Annotated in this window: 31 protein-coding genes; 22 read left to right on the forward strand and 9 right to left on the reverse strand. The window is 65.9% G+C overall.

Going from position 1 to position 16,817, the window contains the following annotated elements; genetic code table 11:
• Position 1: 1 nt before the first annotated feature.
• The 7 genes from KALB_RS24285 to KALB_RS24310 are packed head-to-tail and all read right to left on the reverse strand — an operon-like array spanning position 2 to position 4,042.
• Positions 2-604, reverse strand: a complete 603-nt coding sequence (locus tag KALB_RS24285) for a hypothetical protein (protein ID WP_025358307.1) — start codon at positions 602-604, stop codon at positions 2-4.
• Positions 605-638: 34 nt separating this feature from the next.
• On the reverse strand, positions 639-1,871 hold the full coding sequence (locus KALB_RS46775; protein WP_148309599.1) for a hypothetical protein: 1,233 nt from the start codon (positions 1,869-1,871) through the stop codon (positions 639-641).
• A complete protein-coding gene (locus KALB_RS47710; RefSeq protein ID WP_158510796.1) occupies positions 1,868-2,005 on the reverse strand; it encodes a hypothetical protein in 138 nt (45 codons plus the stop codon). The genes KALB_RS46775 and KALB_RS47710 overlap by 4 nt, the downstream gene beginning before the upstream one ends.
• Before the next feature lie 11 nt (positions 2,006-2,016).
• Entirely contained in the window at positions 2,017-2,805 is a 789-nt protein-coding gene (locus KALB_RS24295) for a DUF2637 domain-containing protein (protein ID WP_025358309.1), read from the reverse strand.
• Between the two features lie 2 nt (positions 2,806-2,807).
• On the reverse strand, positions 2,808-3,266 hold the full coding sequence (locus tag KALB_RS24300) for a hypothetical protein (RefSeq protein WP_030110532.1): 459 nt from the start codon (positions 3,264-3,266) through the stop codon (positions 2,808-2,810).
• A gap of 2 nt (positions 3,267-3,268) precedes the next feature.
• Positions 3,269-3,733, reverse strand: coding sequence for a hypothetical protein (locus KALB_RS24305; protein WP_025358311.1), 465 nt, complete (start codon positions 3,731-3,733; stop codon positions 3,269-3,271).
• A 3-nt stretch (positions 3,734-3,736) separates the two neighbouring features.
• Positions 3,737-4,042: a hypothetical protein gene (locus tag KALB_RS24310; RefSeq protein ID WP_025358312.1), complete on the reverse strand. Its 306-nt coding sequence runs from the start codon at positions 4,040-4,042 to the stop codon at positions 3,737-3,739.
• 287 nt (positions 4,043-4,329) lie between these two features.
• Here KALB_RS24310 and KALB_RS24315 point away from each other — a divergent pair, with 287 nt between their 5' ends.
• The 15 genes from KALB_RS24315 (at position 4,330) to KALB_RS24380 (ending at position 11,727) form a co-directional block, all read left to right on the forward strand.
• The gene (locus KALB_RS24315) at positions 4,330-4,557 is read left to right on the forward strand and encodes a hypothetical protein (RefSeq protein WP_025358313.1); all 228 of its coding nucleotides are present in this window, start codon (positions 4,330-4,332) and stop codon (positions 4,555-4,557) included.
• A gap of 130 nt (positions 4,558-4,687) precedes the next feature.
• The gene (locus KALB_RS24320; protein ID WP_025358314.1) at positions 4,688-4,867 is read left to right on the forward strand and encodes a hypothetical protein; all 180 of its coding nucleotides are present in this window, start codon (positions 4,688-4,690) and stop codon (positions 4,865-4,867) included.
• Positions 4,860-5,546, forward strand: a complete 687-nt coding sequence (locus KALB_RS49330; protein WP_025358315.1) for a hypothetical protein — start codon at positions 4,860-4,862, stop codon at positions 5,544-5,546. Before KALB_RS24320 ends, KALB_RS49330 begins: the two co-directional genes overlap by 8 nt.
• Positions 5,543-6,607, forward strand: a complete 1,065-nt coding sequence (locus KALB_RS24330; protein ID WP_025358316.1) for a glycosyl hydrolase — start codon at positions 5,543-5,545, stop codon at positions 6,605-6,607. The genes KALB_RS49330 and KALB_RS24330 overlap by 4 nt, the downstream gene beginning before the upstream one ends.
• Entirely contained in the window at positions 6,604-7,230 is a 627-nt protein-coding gene (locus KALB_RS24335; RefSeq protein ID WP_025358317.1) for a hypothetical protein, read from the forward strand. The genes KALB_RS24330 and KALB_RS24335 overlap by 4 nt, the downstream gene beginning before the upstream one ends.
• The gene (locus KALB_RS24340; protein WP_025358318.1) at positions 7,227-7,421 is read left to right on the forward strand and encodes a hypothetical protein; all 195 of its coding nucleotides are present in this window, start codon (positions 7,227-7,229) and stop codon (positions 7,419-7,421) included. Before KALB_RS24335 ends, KALB_RS24340 begins: the two co-directional genes overlap by 4 nt.
• A complete protein-coding gene (locus KALB_RS24345) occupies positions 7,418-7,843 on the forward strand; it encodes a hypothetical protein (protein ID WP_025358319.1) in 426 nt (141 codons plus the stop codon). The genes KALB_RS24340 and KALB_RS24345 overlap by 4 nt, the downstream gene beginning before the upstream one ends.
• Positions 7,844-8,018: 175 nt before the next feature.
• Positions 8,019-8,480, forward strand: a complete 462-nt coding sequence (locus KALB_RS24355; protein ID WP_025358321.1) for a hypothetical protein — start codon at positions 8,019-8,021, stop codon at positions 8,478-8,480.
• Entirely contained in the window at positions 8,477-8,629 is a 153-nt protein-coding gene (locus tag KALB_RS47715) for a hypothetical protein (RefSeq protein ID WP_158510797.1), read from the forward strand. The genes KALB_RS24355 and KALB_RS47715 overlap by 4 nt, the downstream gene beginning before the upstream one ends.
• A gap of 72 nt (positions 8,630-8,701) precedes the next feature.
• On the forward strand, positions 8,702-9,442 hold the full coding sequence (locus tag KALB_RS24360; protein ID WP_025358322.1) for a hypothetical protein: 741 nt from the start codon (positions 8,702-8,704) through the stop codon (positions 9,440-9,442).
• Positions 9,439-9,816 (forward strand): hypothetical protein, encoded by a 378-nt coding sequence (locus KALB_RS44200; protein WP_025358323.1) that lies wholly within the window; start codon positions 9,439-9,441, stop codon positions 9,814-9,816. Before KALB_RS24360 ends, KALB_RS44200 begins: the two co-directional genes overlap by 4 nt.
• 175 nt (positions 9,817-9,991) lie before the next feature.
• Complete coding sequence (locus tag KALB_RS46780) at positions 9,992-10,330, forward strand: hypothetical protein (protein ID WP_148309601.1); 339 nt, start codon at positions 9,992-9,994, stop codon at positions 10,328-10,330.
• Positions 10,260-10,577, forward strand: coding sequence for an Acb2/Tad1 domain-containing protein (locus KALB_RS50230; protein WP_420811787.1), 318 nt, complete (start codon positions 10,260-10,262; stop codon positions 10,575-10,577). Before KALB_RS46780 ends, KALB_RS50230 begins: the two co-directional genes overlap by 71 nt.
• A 10-nt stretch (positions 10,578-10,587) precedes the next feature.
• The gene (locus KALB_RS47720) at positions 10,588-10,758 is read left to right on the forward strand and encodes a hypothetical protein (protein WP_158510798.1); all 171 of its coding nucleotides are present in this window, start codon (positions 10,588-10,590) and stop codon (positions 10,756-10,758) included.
• A gap of 147 nt (positions 10,759-10,905) precedes the next feature.
• Complete coding sequence (locus KALB_RS24380; protein WP_025358326.1) at positions 10,906-11,727, forward strand: PIG-L family deacetylase; 822 nt, start codon at positions 10,906-10,908, stop codon at positions 11,725-11,727.
• Here KALB_RS24380 and KALB_RS46785 read toward each other — a convergent pair.
• Entirely contained in the window at positions 11,685-11,933 is a 249-nt protein-coding gene (locus tag KALB_RS46785; protein WP_148309602.1) for a hypothetical protein, read from the reverse strand. The genes KALB_RS24380 and KALB_RS46785 overlap by 43 nt on opposite strands.
• A complete protein-coding gene (locus KALB_RS24385) occupies positions 11,930-12,121 on the reverse strand; it encodes a hypothetical protein (RefSeq protein ID WP_025358327.1) in 192 nt (63 codons plus the stop codon). Before KALB_RS24385 ends, KALB_RS46785 begins: the two co-directional genes overlap by 4 nt.
• A gap of 105 nt (positions 12,122-12,226) precedes the next feature.
• Here KALB_RS24385 and KALB_RS46790 point away from each other — a divergent pair, with 105 nt between their 5' ends.
• From KALB_RS46790 to KALB_RS46800, 7 genes are all read left to right on the forward strand, one after another.
• Positions 12,227-12,466 (forward strand): hypothetical protein, encoded by a 240-nt coding sequence (locus KALB_RS46790; RefSeq protein WP_025358328.1) that lies wholly within the window; start codon positions 12,227-12,229, stop codon positions 12,464-12,466.
• A complete protein-coding gene (locus KALB_RS47725; RefSeq protein WP_025358329.1) occupies positions 12,463-12,786 on the forward strand; it encodes a hypothetical protein in 324 nt (107 codons plus the stop codon). The genes KALB_RS46790 and KALB_RS47725 overlap by 4 nt, the downstream gene beginning before the upstream one ends.
• Positions 12,783-13,826, forward strand: coding sequence for a glycosyltransferase family 4 protein (locus KALB_RS24400; protein ID WP_158510799.1), 1,044 nt, complete (start codon positions 12,783-12,785; stop codon positions 13,824-13,826). Before KALB_RS47725 ends, KALB_RS24400 begins: the two co-directional genes overlap by 4 nt.
• Positions 13,771-14,187 carry a hypothetical protein gene (locus tag KALB_RS24405; protein ID WP_148309603.1) on the forward strand — a complete coding sequence of 139 codons (417 nt, stop codon included), beginning with the start codon at positions 13,771-13,773 and terminating at the stop codon, positions 14,185-14,187. Before KALB_RS24400 ends, KALB_RS24405 begins: the two co-directional genes overlap by 56 nt.
• A gap of 248 nt (positions 14,188-14,435) precedes the next feature.
• Entirely contained in the window at positions 14,436-14,609 is a 174-nt protein-coding gene (locus KALB_RS47730) for a hypothetical protein (protein ID WP_158510800.1), read from the forward strand.
• Between the two features lie 369 nt (positions 14,610-14,978).
• Positions 14,979-15,563, forward strand: coding sequence for a hypothetical protein (locus tag KALB_RS46795; RefSeq protein ID WP_148309604.1), 585 nt, complete (start codon positions 14,979-14,981; stop codon positions 15,561-15,563).
• Complete coding sequence (locus tag KALB_RS46800) at positions 15,560-15,994, forward strand: hypothetical protein (protein ID WP_148309605.1); 435 nt, start codon at positions 15,560-15,562, stop codon at positions 15,992-15,994. The genes KALB_RS46795 and KALB_RS46800 overlap by 4 nt, the downstream gene beginning before the upstream one ends.
• Positions 15,995-16,817: the final 823 nt, after the last annotated feature.

The following is a 16,817-nucleotide window of genomic DNA, read 5'->3' on the forward strand; positions in this document are numbered from 1 at the left end:
CTCAGGACACCTTCCGGAAATCAGGGATCTGCCCGTACAGCGCGTCTGCCTGCTTGCCAGCTTCCGTCAGCGCGTTACCGAGGTTCGCCGCATCATCCTGGGCACGCCCCACGCAGTTCACGATCGCTGGGGCCACGCCGGCGCTAGTCAGGCGTGAGTCCAGCCGCCCCAGAGCGTGAGCCAGGAGTGATCCCTTCTCCGACGCGGTCGTCAACCACACCCCCAGCTCGCTGGGGTGATCGATCTGCGGGTCAGCCAGCACCTCTGATCCATCAGCCCACCCCGACAGGTCAGGTATGGCGGCGGCAGTCGCTCGGAACTTCGGGATCGACCGGTAGTGAGTCCCCGATCGCGACGCCGCCTCCATGAGGTCCTTTTCGAAGGCCCAGGCTGCGCCGAGTGCAGCGTTCACGTGGGACAGGACGCTCTTGTCGACGTCGCACTCCTCCAGCTTCTTCGCGAGCGTGGCCAAGCTGGTTGCGAGCACGCCACCACCCGTCGCGGCGGAGGCAAAGAACGCCTTCAACTGGCCAGGGTGGGTGAGGGTTTCGCCGCACAGGGCAGCAACCTTGCGGGCATTGGCCCACTGATCCGGCAGAAACATCAGTCTTCTCCCCAAGTGTTGTTGGTAGGTGAGGTCAGCCCGCGGCCTTGAACTCAGGCACCGCGCCATACAGGGACGTTGCCTCGTCTCCAGCCTGCTTCAGTGCCATGCAGATCATGCGGGCATCCGCGATCGCGCCCTCGAGCGCAGTGATGATCGACGCGTGGACCTTGGCGTCCTTCAGGTAGTCCAGCAGCAGGATCAGGATGTTCTGCGGCAACTCCTTCGGGGCCGCGGCCTCCAGCAGCCACGCCCCCAACTGCCGCGGACTGTCGATGAACGGCTCGGCCAGGATCTCCGCGGACTTCGACCAGGCGCTGGGGTCGCTCATCGTCCCGGTGTTCTTCGACACGAACACGGGGATCGTCGCGTACAGGTTGATCGAGACCTTGGCGGCGGTGACGAACGCGCCCTTGATGTGGCCGGCGGCGACCGCGGCACGCTCCACTGGCTGCACGATCTCCGCGTCCACCTGGGCGCGCACGAACCCGTCCGCCAGCGTCCGCAGCGCGGTCGCCAACGGGTCCGTGCCCTTGGCTGCGAGCTGCAGCCAGGTCGCCAGCTCGGCGGGATGGTGGATGTTCGGGCGGGTCAGAATGATCGCGGACTTGGTCCAGTCGCGGAGGTTCATGCCAGTTCCCTTCTGTCCAACACCGGGGGCGTTGGTTGGCTTCTTGATGAAACGGTCAGCGTGTTCGGCGAGCGCGACCTGTACGGCGCGGGTCGCGTGCAGATCCTTGCGGGCACAGGCGATAACGTGCCGGGCGTAGTCGCGTTCGATCCCGGTCCACCCGCACCGGCACTTCACAGCAGCATCCCGTGATGGCGGCTTCAGCTTCTTGCCGCGACGCCCAGCAAGTGGTGTCGCCGCGGGCCGGTCCAGGCGTTCCGCGGTGGCACGCACTGGTTCGTGGGATCGCCGTTCCTGGCCACTGAACGTGGTTGGGTCCGCCGCGGGGCCATCGTGCTGGTCGAGCCAGGACCCGACGCTCCACGCCGGGATCCGGACACCATCCAGGGTCTCGACCATCGAAGTCCAAAACCCGAACTCGGCCCGCTCCTTGGCCCGTGACGACACCAGCGCCACCCGGTTCTGCAAGCCCGCCCCGATAGGCTTCGCCGTCGATTTCGCGAGCCGGCCAGTGTGGATCGCGGCTTTCTTTCCCGTCCACACGATGGCTTTGCCGGACTGCCTCAACGACCAGTACGTCACGATCCACGTGACATCCCAGATCGTCAGGGACGGCTTGACACGGGTTCGTTTCACCGCGCACCGACCCAGGCGACAGCCAGGACAGCGCCTACCGCGGCCGAGCACAGTACGAGCGGGGTGGAGGTCTTCTTGGTGAACACCATCACGGCCAGGGCAACCAGCGCGGCAACGGTGATCATCGGGTTCATGGCGGTATCCCTCAGTTCCCGGCCACTGCGGTGGGCGTGGCCTTGATGGCGGCGAATGCTTCAGCCCGCCACGCCTGGATGTGCTTCTTGGCGTAGGCGTTGGTCTCGATCTGTGCGTCGACCTCGGAGGCGGTGATCTCGTCCGGGTTCCGGTCGTGGACGAAGACCTGCTCCATGAACCACGCCCGACCTTGTTCCCGCTTACTGCCTGCGGTGGTGAGTTCGACAAGGTTCTTGGGCTTCGCGGTCTCGATGGGCTTGCGCTCCAGTGCCGTGGGAGCGGGCTCCGGCTTCACCGCGGGCTTGACGGACTCCCGGATGGCCTCGGTCCTGCGCGGTTCCGGCTGCTTTGCGTGCTTCGGGACAGCCTTCTTCACGCGGTCCGAGGACGACACGATCAGGTGCACCATCGCGGACAGGTTCAGTGGGTAGATCGCGCTCACGCAAATGATCAGGAGCGTGCCCCGCTTGCCTGTCATCTGGATGATGCCCGCGTCGAGCAGGTGTGAGATCACGTTGCCTACCACGGATTCCAGCAGCAGCATGATCGCGATGCCCTTGCCCCACTTCTGGGCAGACCCGCCCCCTTTAGCCCACACCACGGTGGCAACCACGCCACCCACGTCCAGGGTGACCGGAAGGGTCCATCGCAAGGCGTCGTCGATGTGGACCTGCCCAGCAAGCTTGACCAACTGCACAGCAGACACTGCGAGCGCTACCGCGGCGACGACGGCCGTGCCCGCGAACTTGGCGACGCTGACCCAGCCGTCACCACGAAGACGCCCCAGAAAGTCCTTCACGGCTACACACTCCCCTTGCGTGCCAACCCAGGGGCCAGCGACTTGATATGTGACCAGGCAGCCAGGACCAGTCGGCGCGCCTCAGCAGCGAAGTGGGCGTCAGTGACGTCGCGGATGACACGCTCGTTGCGAAGCCGTGAGAACTCGTTCATGTCCCGCGCCCAGTTCTGGGGCCGGATCGGCATCCGGTGCAGCTCGCTCCACCGCAGGTCAGTCTCACGCCCAGCGACCAGGCCCACGAGGTACGTGTAGTAGTCGTCCCTGGTGCGGAGTTTGCCGCCGTCGAGCTTGGTGAATCCTTCGGATGCTTCGCCGTGTCCCCACACCTGCGTAGAGACGACTCGCAGGCCAAGTTCCTGCCAGGCCACCATGTGACCGAGTTCGTGTGCGGCGATACGGAGCCGATGCTGGTCAAGACCTGTCGTGCTTTCGTAGCCACGTTTCCACAGGGTGTCCTTCACAGCTACACGCTCCCCTTGCGTGCCAGGCTCGGCGCCATCCGCACGATCTGCGGCCAGTGGCAGGCGATCGCGTCGTGCGCTTGGGCTCGAAGCACGTTCACAGTGATGTCACAGACCCACGGGTGACGGTGGATCCTCTGAAACTCCCGCAGGTCCCACTTGCTGTGCTTCTCCTGGAACGGGCGCCGCGAGTGCCGGGCCCACCGCATGTCCGCTTCACGCCCGGCGAGCAGACCCACGAGGTAGAGGCGGCAACGCTCCGGACTGGTGAGGTTCTTGCCCTGGTCGGTGAGGTGCGTCCAGCCCTCTACCTGGTCACCGAAACCAGTCACCGTGACTCCGGCGATCCCGAAACTGAATGCCTGCCAGACGAGCATGTGCCCGAGTTCGTGTGCCGCGCAGTGCAGGCGCCACGGGTCATCGCCCGGCGCTGGCCTGGTACTGCGGAGGTTCCCCAGGATGCTCATGGCTCAGGACTCCCTCGCTCGGACAAACGGGGCCGCGTAGCCGTGGATCGTCGCCAGGGGGACATCGAATTGTTCGGCGATGAGGGGCCAGCTGATGCCGCGGGCGTAGCATTCGGCGGCGAGCCAGCCGAGTGCGGCGCTGGCGTTGCGGCGGAATCGGGCGACGCGTTTTCCCAGTTCGCAGAGTTCTTCATCGTCTGCTGTGGCGAGTTCTGCGCTGACGTTGAGGAGGGTGGGGTTGGGGGTGGTTTGGAGTGCGGCCACCAGCTCCTCCAGGACGTTGGCGGGGATGTCGGCGTCGTCGGTCATGGGCGCAGTAGATCACTTCTTTCAGTTTTCGAAAAGCGCCTTGCGGGCGGTTGGAGATCGACAGGGAATCGTGACGTTGTGGTCTCACCACAACATGAGCCCGGTTCAAACCCGCTCAAACCGACCGAGTCCGGAACGGGCCGGAATAGCAGGCACTGGCGTCCAAAAATCACCCGACACACCCCACAACAAACCCGCCACAAGAATCACCCACACGGTGCAAGCGACATACCCTGACGCCACTTCGCCACCATCCGGGCCAGCCGCCAACCCAAACGGAGGCAACCGTGACCACCCACCCAGGCCACGACGACCGTCGCGAACTGGACGAACCACACGCCGCAGCCGTCGCCCGCATCGTCGGGAGACGCGTCACCGACATCCGCCTCCACGACGCCGCTCTCATCGACACCGAAGCCGACCGGCGCCTCGCCCAAGGCGGCGACCCGGTCCGCTTGCAGGGCTGGCATGAGGCCGCCGGGTACCTGAGACACACCAGCGAGGAGCTCACGTGAACACCAAAAGCCAGTCACAGGTTGATTTGGAGACACGCCGCCGGGTTGCCACCGAGTTGGAGTCCGCTGGTTGGCCGTCTGCTGCTAGGTGGGTTCGTCGCCGTGCCGCCGAGCTTGAGGCGGGGCGTCGGTGAGCAGCGACATCCACGAACGCGGCCAGTTGTTGGCGGGCAGCATCAAAGGCGGTAGCCCGGACGAGCAGAAGCGAGCCGCGGTCCGCTGGGTTGCCTCAAACGCCGTGGATGTCGGGGACTGCGCACGCCTCCTCGACATGCTCGGGCTCACGGCGGAGGAGGGGCGTCGTGGCTGACAGCCCGCAGGACATCCTCGCCAAAGCCGCAGACCTGCTTGCCGAGCTGGCTGGCAAGGCGACCCCTGGACCGTGGGAGTGGCAGCACTGGGGCGACTCAGTTGAGCTCGTGCACCCGCAGGACATCGCGGGAACACCACTGCATCCGATGAACGTGCTCAAAGCCGAGGCGGAGCACTGGCCTCCGAACGACGCCGATCAGCGGTGGATTGCCTTGATGTCTCCGTTCATGGCGTCCCGCATCGAAGCATGGCTTCGAGGCACGGCGCTCAGAGGCCAGTTCAGCTGGGACGGCCCGATCCTTGACGAAGACCTCGCCGCACTCCAGGTCGCGCAGATCATCCTCGAACGCGCAGCGAAGATAAACGCACGGACATACCGCAATAAGCCCGTTGAGATCCAGGCCATGCGGTGGGACGGAACCGCTGAAGGCACGATTCCGATCATCGACTGGGTCCTGGCCAACGGTGGACGCGCGAACTACTACTGCTACTACTGCACCAACACCGACAGGTGCGCAACGAACGACTGCGACATCCCGCACACCATCGCAATCCGCACCCTCGAAGACGTCATGCACGCCAACTTCGGCGACTGGATCATCCGGGGCGTCAAGGGCGAGTTCTATCCGTGCCGAGATGACATTTTCCAGGCCACCTACGAGGAGGTGAGCGTGTGAAGGCCGCCGACGTTGTCCCGTACCTGACCGCCATCCGTGGCAACGCGTGGCTCGCCGGGCAGCAGCTACCCAGCGACGACCGGACCCCAACCGCAGCGCAGTTGCTCGACATCGCGAAGCCGCCCGCGATCCTCGGCGTCAACATCCCCGTCGGCGACAACGACAGTTCCAGCATCGCCCTCAACCCAGGTGCCCAGAAGATCGCCACCACCCACGCCCAGCAAGGCGGCTTGATCGCGGCCTGCATGCACATGCCGAACCTGTGGGGCAGTGACCAGTCCATCGGGTCAGCGTGGGTCGCCAACACGAACACGGCGAAACCGGACCTGACCAGTGTCCTATCGGGTACGAGCACAGCGCGGGCGCGGTACCTGCGGGTGGCGCAGCGGGTCATCGACTACATCCACGCCCTGCCCTCGGATGCGCCGGTGATCTTCCGGCCATTCCACGAGGCTGGCGGAAGCTGGTTCGTGTGGGGCCGGGACAACACGAACCCGGCACGCTCCGAGGCTGGGGTGAAGGCACTGTGGACAGACCTAATGGGCCGCGTGATCGGTGCTTGCCCGAACGTGATCCCCGCATGGTCGGGGGCGATGTCGTGGTACTCGCCGATCCTGTACGGCCTCACCCCGGACGCGCAGGTCGTGGGCGCGAGCCTGTACCTGCCTGACCCCACGAAGGTGACGTTCGCCAACAGCGGCGACTACACCGCCTTAGTCGGTACCGGCAAGCCCGCTCTGCTGTTCGAGTTCGGGCCGTCCAGTAACGCGGACACGACCCCCGCCTACTGGGACACGCGAATCCTGCGGGACGCCCTCGCGAAGACCTACCCGAAGCTCGTTGGCGCCATCGCGTGGTTCGACAACAACTCGTGGTTGCGTATGGCCAACTCGCCGCAGGTCTTCGCTGACCCGCGCTGCGTCACCCGCGACCGGCTACCAGCGACCGCACCGCAGCCCGTCAGCTACGTGTACGGACCCAGCGATCCCGGCATCAAGCTCCGCAGCGCGCCAACCGCCGACGCACCCGTCAAGATCCCAGTGTGGGGAGCAGGACAGTGACCACGCCTGAGAACACCACCAACCGCGACCCTCTACTGCACTTCCTCGCCGCCCGCGCTGATCCAGGCTCGGACAGGTACATCACCAACATGGAGGCTCAAGGCCAGCGCGAGTTCGTCGCCTCCGAGGTCATCCCAACAGACATCCGCGGCGGCACCGAGGAGAGCCTGATCGGACTCGGGTTCACTCTCGGCCCCGCAGTTGATGGCGACCCGCTGTTCCAGTACGCGCGACTCCCGGCGGGCTGGTCGAAGCAGTCGAACGGCCACGGCGTGTGGTCCGACATCATCGACGAGCACGGCCGGAAGCGGTGTGCCGTGTTCTACAAGGCAGCGTTCTACGACCGGCGAGCGTCCCTGCGCATCATCAGCCTCCAAAGCTACGCATGGTCGACCTGCAAGGACGGCCAGCCGCTGCTTCTTGACGGCACGTGGGCCACGCTTGACGCACTGATCAACGTGCTGAAACTGCTGGAGCGGCAAGAGGCAGAGGAGGCACGGTACTGGCGGCTGTCCGACCATGCGCTGTCTGGCGAGTTCGAGGCACAGCACGAGGCAGATCGGGCGCTGTTCGCTATCGCACGGGCCAAGGTCGAGCTAATGGCCGACGAGGTGGCCCAGTGACCCCGATCAAGCCCGGCACCGCGCGGAGACTCGGACTCCGCGACCCGATGCGCATCGAGAACTGCGTCTATCGACAGCGGTGGTTCGCCCCACTGCCCAAGGTCACCTTCCACATCGACGAGTTCAACTTCGAAGCGATGTGGGACCACTACTTCGGTGAGGTAGCTGAGCGCGACAAGGAGCAGACGTGACCCCGGACATCATCGCTGCCATCGACCAGGTCACCGCGCCCGTCTGCGGCTGGTGCCAGGCCGAACTCCGCTCTGACGGACCGTCCGAGTATTACTGCAACGATGTCTGCCAGTACGAGTGGCAGCGGCTCCAGGGTGTGGCACTCGCAAGCCCAATCGGACGCCTCACGAACGCCATCTCCATCGACGTCACACTCGACATCCACGGCTTCCAACAGGCCATCAGGAACGCAATTGCCAGCATGGCCACAGCGGCCGACGTGGCCTCCCGCGGCCTCCTCGGCTTGCTGACCGAGAAGCCCATGAACCACAACGAGGTCGATGCTCGCGCTCATGCGCTCGAACTCCATCGCAACCGCAATACCGGACCCGCTCGACAACAACGTGCTCCGCGCAGCATCAACCCCGGTAGGCGACGGTGACCGGCCCCGAACTGGCGTGCTGCAACTTCTGCCACCGCCCAGGGATCGTCGTGGACCGCCACACCGGATACCTCGCACCCCACCGCACCGAACGCCACAGCCGAACCGGCAAACCCAAAGGCGCCACCTGCCCCGGCTCCGGCCGCCACCGCGACACCCGCCCCGAGGAGACCACGTGATCCCCCACGACGACGTCAACCCCGAACTCCTCGCTGTCCAGACCCGCCGCGAGTGGACCACCCCGCCCTGGCCTGTCGGGTCCGATCAGCTCCTTGAGACCACGATGGCGGCCCGACACGTGTGGCGGCAGACTCTCCCGGAAGCACCGTCTCCCGTGGAGAGCCCGTTCGTGGTTGGCTCCCCAGAATCCACTGTGGGCGGCCTCGAGGATCACCTCGCGCAGCGGATCAATGCGCTGCCGAACCCGCTGCGTGCACTCGCCGCAGCCCTGACCGAGTTCGCCGACCAACTGGATGAGCACGGCGTCGTCCCAGTCGCAGTGAACCTCACCACCGGCCACGAGAAGCAGTACACGTCCATAGAGCACGACCGTTACACCCGGCCCGCCGAGGTCCATGTCTCCATTCGAGGCGTCCAACGCTCCTGGCTCAACACCCACACGAAGGAGACCCCGTGAACCCCATGCTCCGCGCCCTACTCATCCCCGTAGCCGTCCTCGCACTCGCGCTCGCCTACCTCATCAGCGGACGCGCCGGACTGATCCTCGGGGTCACTGCCGCCGTCCTCGCGGGCGTCGCGGCACTGCTGGTCGCGATCGGCGCCTGACCCGTTCTCCAACGTCCACCCCAGTCAGTGGCCTAGGTCGCCAGCCGCCACCACCAGTCAGAGAGGTCTGTCATGACTACCGAAGACACACTCCGCTGCCGCCGCGGCACCCACTGCACCAACGCCCGCACCTACACCAACACCGCAGACGACGGCACCACCCGCGCCCGCGTCCCTGACTGGGCAACGGCCCCCAGCGGCCTCTGCCGCATGGACACCGACACCGTGCGCCGCGCCATCGAACAGGCCCTCGCGGACTACGACGAGCTCGGCGAACTCCTCGGTAAAGGCGCCAACCCCCTCACCGAACCCACCGGGGGCACCCGGGAACTACCCGTCCCCATCCGCCTCAACGTCGAAGCCCTCCAAGCCGCCCTCGTCGATGAACTTGAACGATGGGCGTGGCCTGTCGCCGAACGCGCCGGAACCTACCTGCACATCGGTGGCCGCCCCAACTACCGGGCGCGACGCTCTGTTGATGTGCTCCTCGACAGTTGGCCCGCGCTCCTCGACCTGCCGATGACCGCCGTGATGCGCTGGTCCGGGGACGCGCGTGTCGTTGTCGAGGAGGACGGTGTCGACGGGGGCCTGGCACTTCTCGGCCTGCATGACCGTGTCGAGGCGCTCGCTGGCCGTTCTCACCGATCCGACCGGCTCTGGACCCCGTGCCCGGCGTGCTCTCGGCTCAGCCTGGAACGTCAGGAGGGCGACAGTCACATCAACTGCCGCCGCTGCCGACACAGGATGACGCTCGACGACTACGACAACCTGTCGCGCATCCTGGCCCGCGCCTACGAACACGACGCGGCGTGATCAAGCCGAGACGGTGGCCCATCCCCGGCGACACCGCCCTGGACGCCGCCCGCGCCATCGCACGCGAGTACCGGCGTGCCCTCCAGCTCGTGGACCCAGATACCTGCGCACACCTCGACCGGCAGGCGGAGGTGTTCGGGCAGCAGTGGCTCCTTCCCACTGTCGCGATCCACGGGGAGAACGACCTGGTCACCCTCGACGTGGCCGCCGAGCTTGTCGGCCGCAGCCGGGACATGATCTACAAGTGGGCCAGGCGCGACCAGCGACTCACTGCTCACCCCGGTTCCGATGGGCGCCTCCGCGTCAGGGTTGGTGACGTGGAGAACGTGGATGCCGAAATGAGGCAGCGACGCGCCCAACGCCACCAAACTTGACCATTCAACCTGGACAGTCCATGCTTGTTCTAGCCACATCTGTGCCCAGAATCCTCAGCCAGCGTGCTGAGGATTTCTGCTGTCGAGAGTGACACCGGGGGTGGTGGTGCACCCTCAGGTCCCGCACCCTCGTGAGTTCCTCGCCACCAGACAGGCCACCAATCGGTTCAACCTCATGGTGGCCCGGATCGCGTCCAGCGTCCTCGGCTCGATGGCCCTGTTCTGGGTGACGTTCCTCGTGCCGTTGTTGACGTTGCCCGCACCGGACTCGGTGAAACTGGCCGTTTCAGTGATCTTCAGTTCCTGGTTTCAGGCGTGGGCGCTGCCCGTCCTGCAAGGCGCGGCGAACCGGGCCGACGCGAAACGGGACGCGAAGGCCGACGCCGACCACCAGGCGCAAGTCCACATAGCCACCACAGTGGACGACACCAACCGCCTGATCCGTGTCCTCGCCGACTCCCTGGGCATCGACCCTGACACCGGCCAGCACAAGCCACTCGGGCCACGCGCTTAACCACTTCACCCTGGGGATCTCGTTGACTTCCGCTGCTCACGACGACATTGAGCACCGATTCGCCCACCACCCTGCTGACAGCTACACGCGTCGAGCAGCCCACGAATCGGTGCGCTCACTCTGTCGCACCCTGGCCCGGCACCTGCTCGACGTTGTGCCGCCCTGCGATGACCGGGACCTCGCGATCGAGCACCTCGAGGACTGCATGTTCCGGGCCAACGCCGCGATCGCGCGCCACCACACGTGAGGAGATGACAGTGCCGATTCGCACCACCCGCGGCGCCGTCCTCCCGATCAGCATCACTCCCGCTGACGTGATCGCCAGCTGCGATACCTGTCAGGTCAGGGTCCGAGAGGGTGACTGGTACTGCCAGCACCTCGCTGCCCGCTACGGGCACCAGGTCGCACTCCTCACCGACAAGGAGTGACCGATCCACCTCGGGGGGGAGGTGACTGGGGTGCTGTTGCTGTTCGTCCACCTGTTCCTGCACGTCTGCTGACGTGCACCTGATCTGGCCGCCGCGGGACCGCGCGGGTGCCCCCGCGGCGGCCGACCCACCTGCCGAGGGGAATCCGTGACCACCGCCATCCAGTTCATCGCCCACCAGGACGATGACCTCCTGTTCATGAACCCCGACCTGTGGGGCGACATCTTCGACGGCCGCACCGTGTGGACGGTGTACCTCACCGCCGGTGAGGTTCCGTACCGGACGGGGAAGACCTACGGCGGCATGGACTACGCGGACATGCGCATCCAGGGTGCGCGCGCCGCCTACGCCGAGGCGTGTGGCATGCCAAACTCCTGGACGTACCAGCTGAAGACGTGGAATGGCCACCAGGTCGCCACCAACCAGCTCAACGGCACGAACTTGCACTTGGTGTTCACGTTCATCCACGCCGCCGCGGCTCCGGAGGACCCGACCGGGGACCTGTACCGGATGCTGCACGACCCCGCGTTTATCGCGAACCCGATCGACGGCCGCCCCGGCTACACGCAGGCCGCGTTCGTCGCCATGCTCAGCGCGCTGATCACCGACGTGGCCCCGGACTACATCCGCACCCAGAACACCCTCGGCCACCGCGACCCCGCACCCAACCGGGACCACGTCGACCACACGGCGGGCGCGATCCTCGCGGCCATGGCCGACCGGGACGCCTCCGGCAACACCCGGGTCCGCCGCGACGAGTATCTCGGGTACGCGATCCGCGACGACATCGCCTACCCCAGCGAGCCATCCGGGCTCGCGGACTTCAAGACGAGCATGTGGAACGCCTACGCCCCGCACGACCCCGAGCTCGCCCCGGGCGCGTGGCTCCCGGTGATGGGCAAGCAGTACCGGCGCCCTGGGGGCATCTACTTGCCTGGCTCCTCCTGGGCTGCGCCCACTGACTTCTGACTTGGACGGCCGCCACCAACGCCCTTGCCAGGCATCGACTTAGCCGCTGCCTGAACCTCGCCCTGGTCGTAGAGCTTGGCGTCGGTGACGGGATCGCGGTCGACCGCCTTGAGACCGACACGCCTAATCCAGGTGCGGGCGACGGCGGCGTTGGCCAGCCCACGCAGTTCTGCGATGTCGGCAGTGGTGAGCAGTTTCCTGGTCACTGGTTCTCCGTCGCGTGTCGAGCCTCGGCGGCCTTGAGGAGCAGCGCCTGAGCCAGGGCTTCAGCCTGCTCCGGGGTGAGCAGCATGTCGTAGTAGGAGTCGTCGCTGGCATTCAGGCCAACGAGGTTCTTGGCAGTCCATACGACAGCCTCGGTCGGACCTCCGGCGCTTTTGACGATGGCGTCCATCGTGGACCTCCTCACTTCGAGCCTTCACTTGTAAGTATGCTACGCCCGTAGTGAAGTTTCAAGGGGTAGCGCAACCATCTGCACAGATGTCCGCCAGGAGGAACGATGCCCCAGCCGCCAGCAACGGGTGCACACATCGAGATCATCGAACCCAATGGGCCCGCATCCGGCCCGCTGCTCCCCGGTCACGTCTACATCAACGGTGTCGATGTCGGCCTGATCGCCGAAGACGGCATCCAGATCAAAGCGGGCGATGCAGGCAAGAGTGCATTCACCGCGGTCACCCTCACGCTCTACCCGCGTCTCCTCGAGATCAAGTCCTCGACCGACGAGGAGAAGCAGTGACACGCACCCGCACCCAGCATCGGGCCCGCACCGGCAACCCGCAGCAGCAACCCAGCGAGCAGCCCGAGCAGCCGGGTATCGAGTTCCAGATCTCCGGGCAGATGCTGCACCGCCTCCTGCACCTGCCGCTCCACACTCGCGTTATCTCCGCCGACGTCGACCCCGACACCGGGCTCGTCACGTTCGGGATCGAAGCCCCCGATGCGCCGGCGGGCTCGACTGCGCTGCACCTCGTCTACCACCACGACGGGCGCCCCGACCCCATCTCGGTTCGCGGCATCCGCTACGCCACCGAGGCGCCGAGTGGGCCGACGCCGTGACCCGCATCTTCGGCTGGCAAGAGGACACATCAGGCTGCGGCCACTACCGGATCCAAGTGCCGCTGAAGGCGCTCGCCTCGCGTGGCTTCGACGCCACCTACGGCCGCGTACTGCCGTTGGACGTGCTCCACGACTCCACCGCCGATGTCATCGTCGCGCAGAGACTCGCTGACCCAGGATCCACACGAACCTGGCAGCACCTCGCCGAGCACAGCGACAGCATGCTGGTACTCGACCTGGACGACGACATGTGGAACATCGAGGCCCACAACGAACCCGCATTCTCCGTGTACAACCAGCAGGCTCTGCGGGACCTCGAACGCAACATCGCCGCAGCCCACCTCGTCACCGTGTCCACCGCGACGCTCGCCGAGGTTGCCTCGAAGTTCAACTCGAACGTCGCCGTCGTCCCGAACTGCGTCGACTCGTGGATGCTCGACCACCAGCCGCCCGTCACCAACGACCTCCTCACGGTCGGTTGGGCCGGCGGCTACAGCCACCTGAAAGACTGGGACGAGTGCGCGCCCGCCGTGAAACGGTTCGTGGACCGCAACCCCGACGTCGAGCTGCACACGATCGGCGCCTACTTCACTGCTCGCCCGAACCGGGCACGGCACAGTAACTGGCTGCCTGGGGTCGAGGACTACCTGCGGTACATCGACTTCGACATCGGCCTCGCGCCACTCAGGCCTGGCGTGTTCAACCGGTCCAAGTCCGACCTGCGGGTTCGTGAGCTTGGCGCCCTCGGTATCCCCGTCATCGCCTCCGACTTCGGCCCGTACGCGGACACCGTGGCCCACGGCGAGACCGGGTGGCTCGTGAAGTACCCGCACGACTGGACCACAGCGCTCCGCGCACTCGCCGACCCAGATACCCGGGCGGCGATGAGCATTGCAGCCCGGCAGGTCGCACGCGGCTGGACCATCGACCACAACCTGCACCACTGGCTCGACGCCTACAACCTCAACCACCACGGGAACAACCATGACCGAGCAGAAGACTCCCCCGATGCGCACGTGGCAGCTCACCTACTTCAGTAACGGCGGCAACGCGGAACGGACCAAGGTCCACGCCGCCTACTTCAGCATGAGCGGCGAGCAGGCCCACGACCTGCTGCAGTTCAAGGACAGCGACAACAAGGTCGTGTTCGCGGTACCGAAGAGGCTTGTGGTCACCATTCGCCGCATCGACGAGCAAAGAGAGCTGCTCAGGGGTGAAGTCCTGGCAGAGCCGACCGAGCTGCCGGTTGAACAGCAACGCCACTACGACAACGGCGGCCATCTACCTCCGGGGATCGGGATAGTCCGCGCCAGCCACGCTCACGCTGATGGCGAGTACGTCATGACCGCAGAGCAAGCTGACCGCTACACGCGGGACAACGACGGCCACGGGGGAAGCTAGTGACGACCCCTAGGCACGCCGCACCCGACACTGAGGCTCCAACCTCCTGCGACTGCAACAGGTGGGCCGTCGACCTCCGCATCGGCGCCCCCAACGGCCACCACCCACGCTGCGACCAGCAGCCGCACCCCGGGCATGTCGTCGAGCTCCGCTGCAACAACACGATCCTCGCCGATCTGTTCAGGCTCCCCGCCGGCGCCACGATCCTGAGCCCACGCGGCCAGGAACTCCACACCACCACGTTCCACGTGTACATGCCCGACGCCCCCGCTGGTGCGGTGTCGATGACGCCGATCTACACGAGCAGCCACATCGACGGCCAGTATCGCGACTATCAGCTGTCCGGTATCACCTGGCACCTCGGCGACGGCACCACCATCGAGCAGCGCATCGACCCGCCAGCCAGCCAAGCCGGTGCCTAACCGGCCGCCCCGCCGATGCGGACGCTGCGGGCAACCCACCGTCGGCCGCTGCCGCCGCTGCCACGCCCAAGTCCGCAAGCTCTCCGAGAGCAAACGCGGAGACGCCACACAACGCGGCTATGGGACAGAGCACCGAAACCGGTTCCGTGCCGGGGTCCTGGAGAAGAACCCACTGTGCGTTCTCTGCGGGGAACCTGCCGTGGTCGCCGACCACTACCCGAAGTCCCGGCGGGAACTCGTCGCCGCGGGCGCGGACCCCAACGACCCGCAGCATGGGCGGGGCTTGTGTGTTGCCTGCCATAACGCACAGACCGCACGGCTGCAGCCCGGACACCGGTTCGGGCGGGAGCGGTAAGCAGTCAGCACCCCATGCAAGATCACGTAAGTGCCGAACTTGTCGAGAAGGTACTCGATTCAGAAGGTCAAATCATGCCGCCAGCATCAGACCTGACCCACCGCATCCTCGTCGCCATCGCAAGCGTCGAGCGGTCCGAGAACGCCAAAACGACACTGGGTCAACCCGAACTGGCCAAATGCCCTGTTTGCACCGCGACACTCGGTACCTGGTCTCGCCATGATGGTGTCACCAGAAGCTGCTTCACGCGCCAGACAACCAGTGGCCCGGTCTACTACGAAGACCCCTGCAGGTGCCCACTGACCCACGAACAGTGGCTGACCACATGCAACGCGAAACCGAGCCCGGATCTCGCCGTACTCCGCCGCTGCACGGCAGACCGCCGCATCATTGTCCGCCACAAGCCAGGCACCGGCATAGCCGCTGACGACACCAGCCCCGACGGGCTCCGCGACATCGAGTACTGCGCCACCTGCACCATGGGCAACGGCTGCGACCACTGCATCAGCGAGCAAGACGGCGACTACGAGCCCTGGCCCTGCGCCACCCTCAAGGACATCGCCGTCGGCTATGGCATCACCGTCGATGGTGCAGCGTGAAGCGCAAGCCAACACCCCAGCGGCCCCTGTTCCACGCGCTCATTCCCCACGCCGCACCGAACACGGTCGACCTCTACAAGGTTGACGGCCAGCTCGTCGCCCGACTGCCCCGCGAGACGTTCGAAGCCATGAGGGCAGCTGCACCCAGAATCTTCTTTCCGTTGGTACACCAGCCAGGTGCAGCCAGCTCCGAGCAGCATGCACTGCAGGAAGGCGATCCCGGCGTGACCGAGCAGCAGCCCACCGTGTACGCCGAGGGTGGCGTGATCGAACCCAAGGACAGGCCCTGCGTCTGCTCGTGCCACAGCAACGACACGTACATCGTCATCAGTTCACCCGATTCACACGAGGTGGGGCGCCTGGTTGACGCCAGGGTCCAACAGGCTGAACGTGCCCGTGCGGGCGCCTGGCACCAGCCGGGGCGTGCATGATGGCTACCGCAGGCAACCTGCAGTCAGCATGATGGAGCGACAGGCCGCCATCCTCGCTGCCACCACTGGGCGCATCCCGCCCGCACTGGCTGGCGCACGCCACACCAACACCACTACACCCCGGTCCTGACAGCACGCGCACCACAAGCACCCGCCCCGCACTACACCCGCAGGGGTGGACACCAGCAGGGCAGGGCGAGCACTGGACAGGATGCCCGCTGTCGGGCGCCACATCGTCCCCTCGGGCGCCTTGAGTGCCTGCCTGCCCTGGTGGTCTAGGGGCTGCCACTGGCCTCCCCTGGGGCCCCTGAGGGCTGTGGTTGACACAGGTGGGAGGTCAGGCCCCCCCTTTAGCGCGGCTCCGATATTTTTGCAACCCGCCATTCGGGTGAACATGCAGAATCGGACATAGACCCCATAGGGTACCGAGAAATCTCTACTCCAAATGGGCTACGCACCGCCATGTTGGGCTGCCTTATGGCTGCAAGGGTATCCAAGGATGTTGGCCCCAGAATCACCCGCGCCGAAACTAAAAAATAGGTCCCAGGGCAGGGAAAATGGGCTGATGAGCGGCGTTTGTGGGGTGGTCGGGTGCGAGAACCCGTTGCCAGTCAAGGGGGAAGGCAAGGGCCGAGGGGCTGTCTACTGTTCGCCGTCGTGTCGACCGTCCACACCCAAGCGCAAGCACGAGGTAGGCGACGTCGCACAGTGCACCTTCTGCCTGGAACCGTATGAACGTCGCCAAGCAACTGGTCGACCCAACATGTACTGCTCGGCTCAGTGTCGGAAGCGGGCGCACTACCCAGTCCAGAAGGCCCGGCAG

This window comes from Kutzneria viridogrisea DSM 43870, from assembly GCF_000525635.1.
Lineage (GTDB): Bacteria > Actinomycetota > Actinomycetes > Mycobacteriales > Pseudonocardiaceae > Kutzneria > Kutzneria viridogrisea.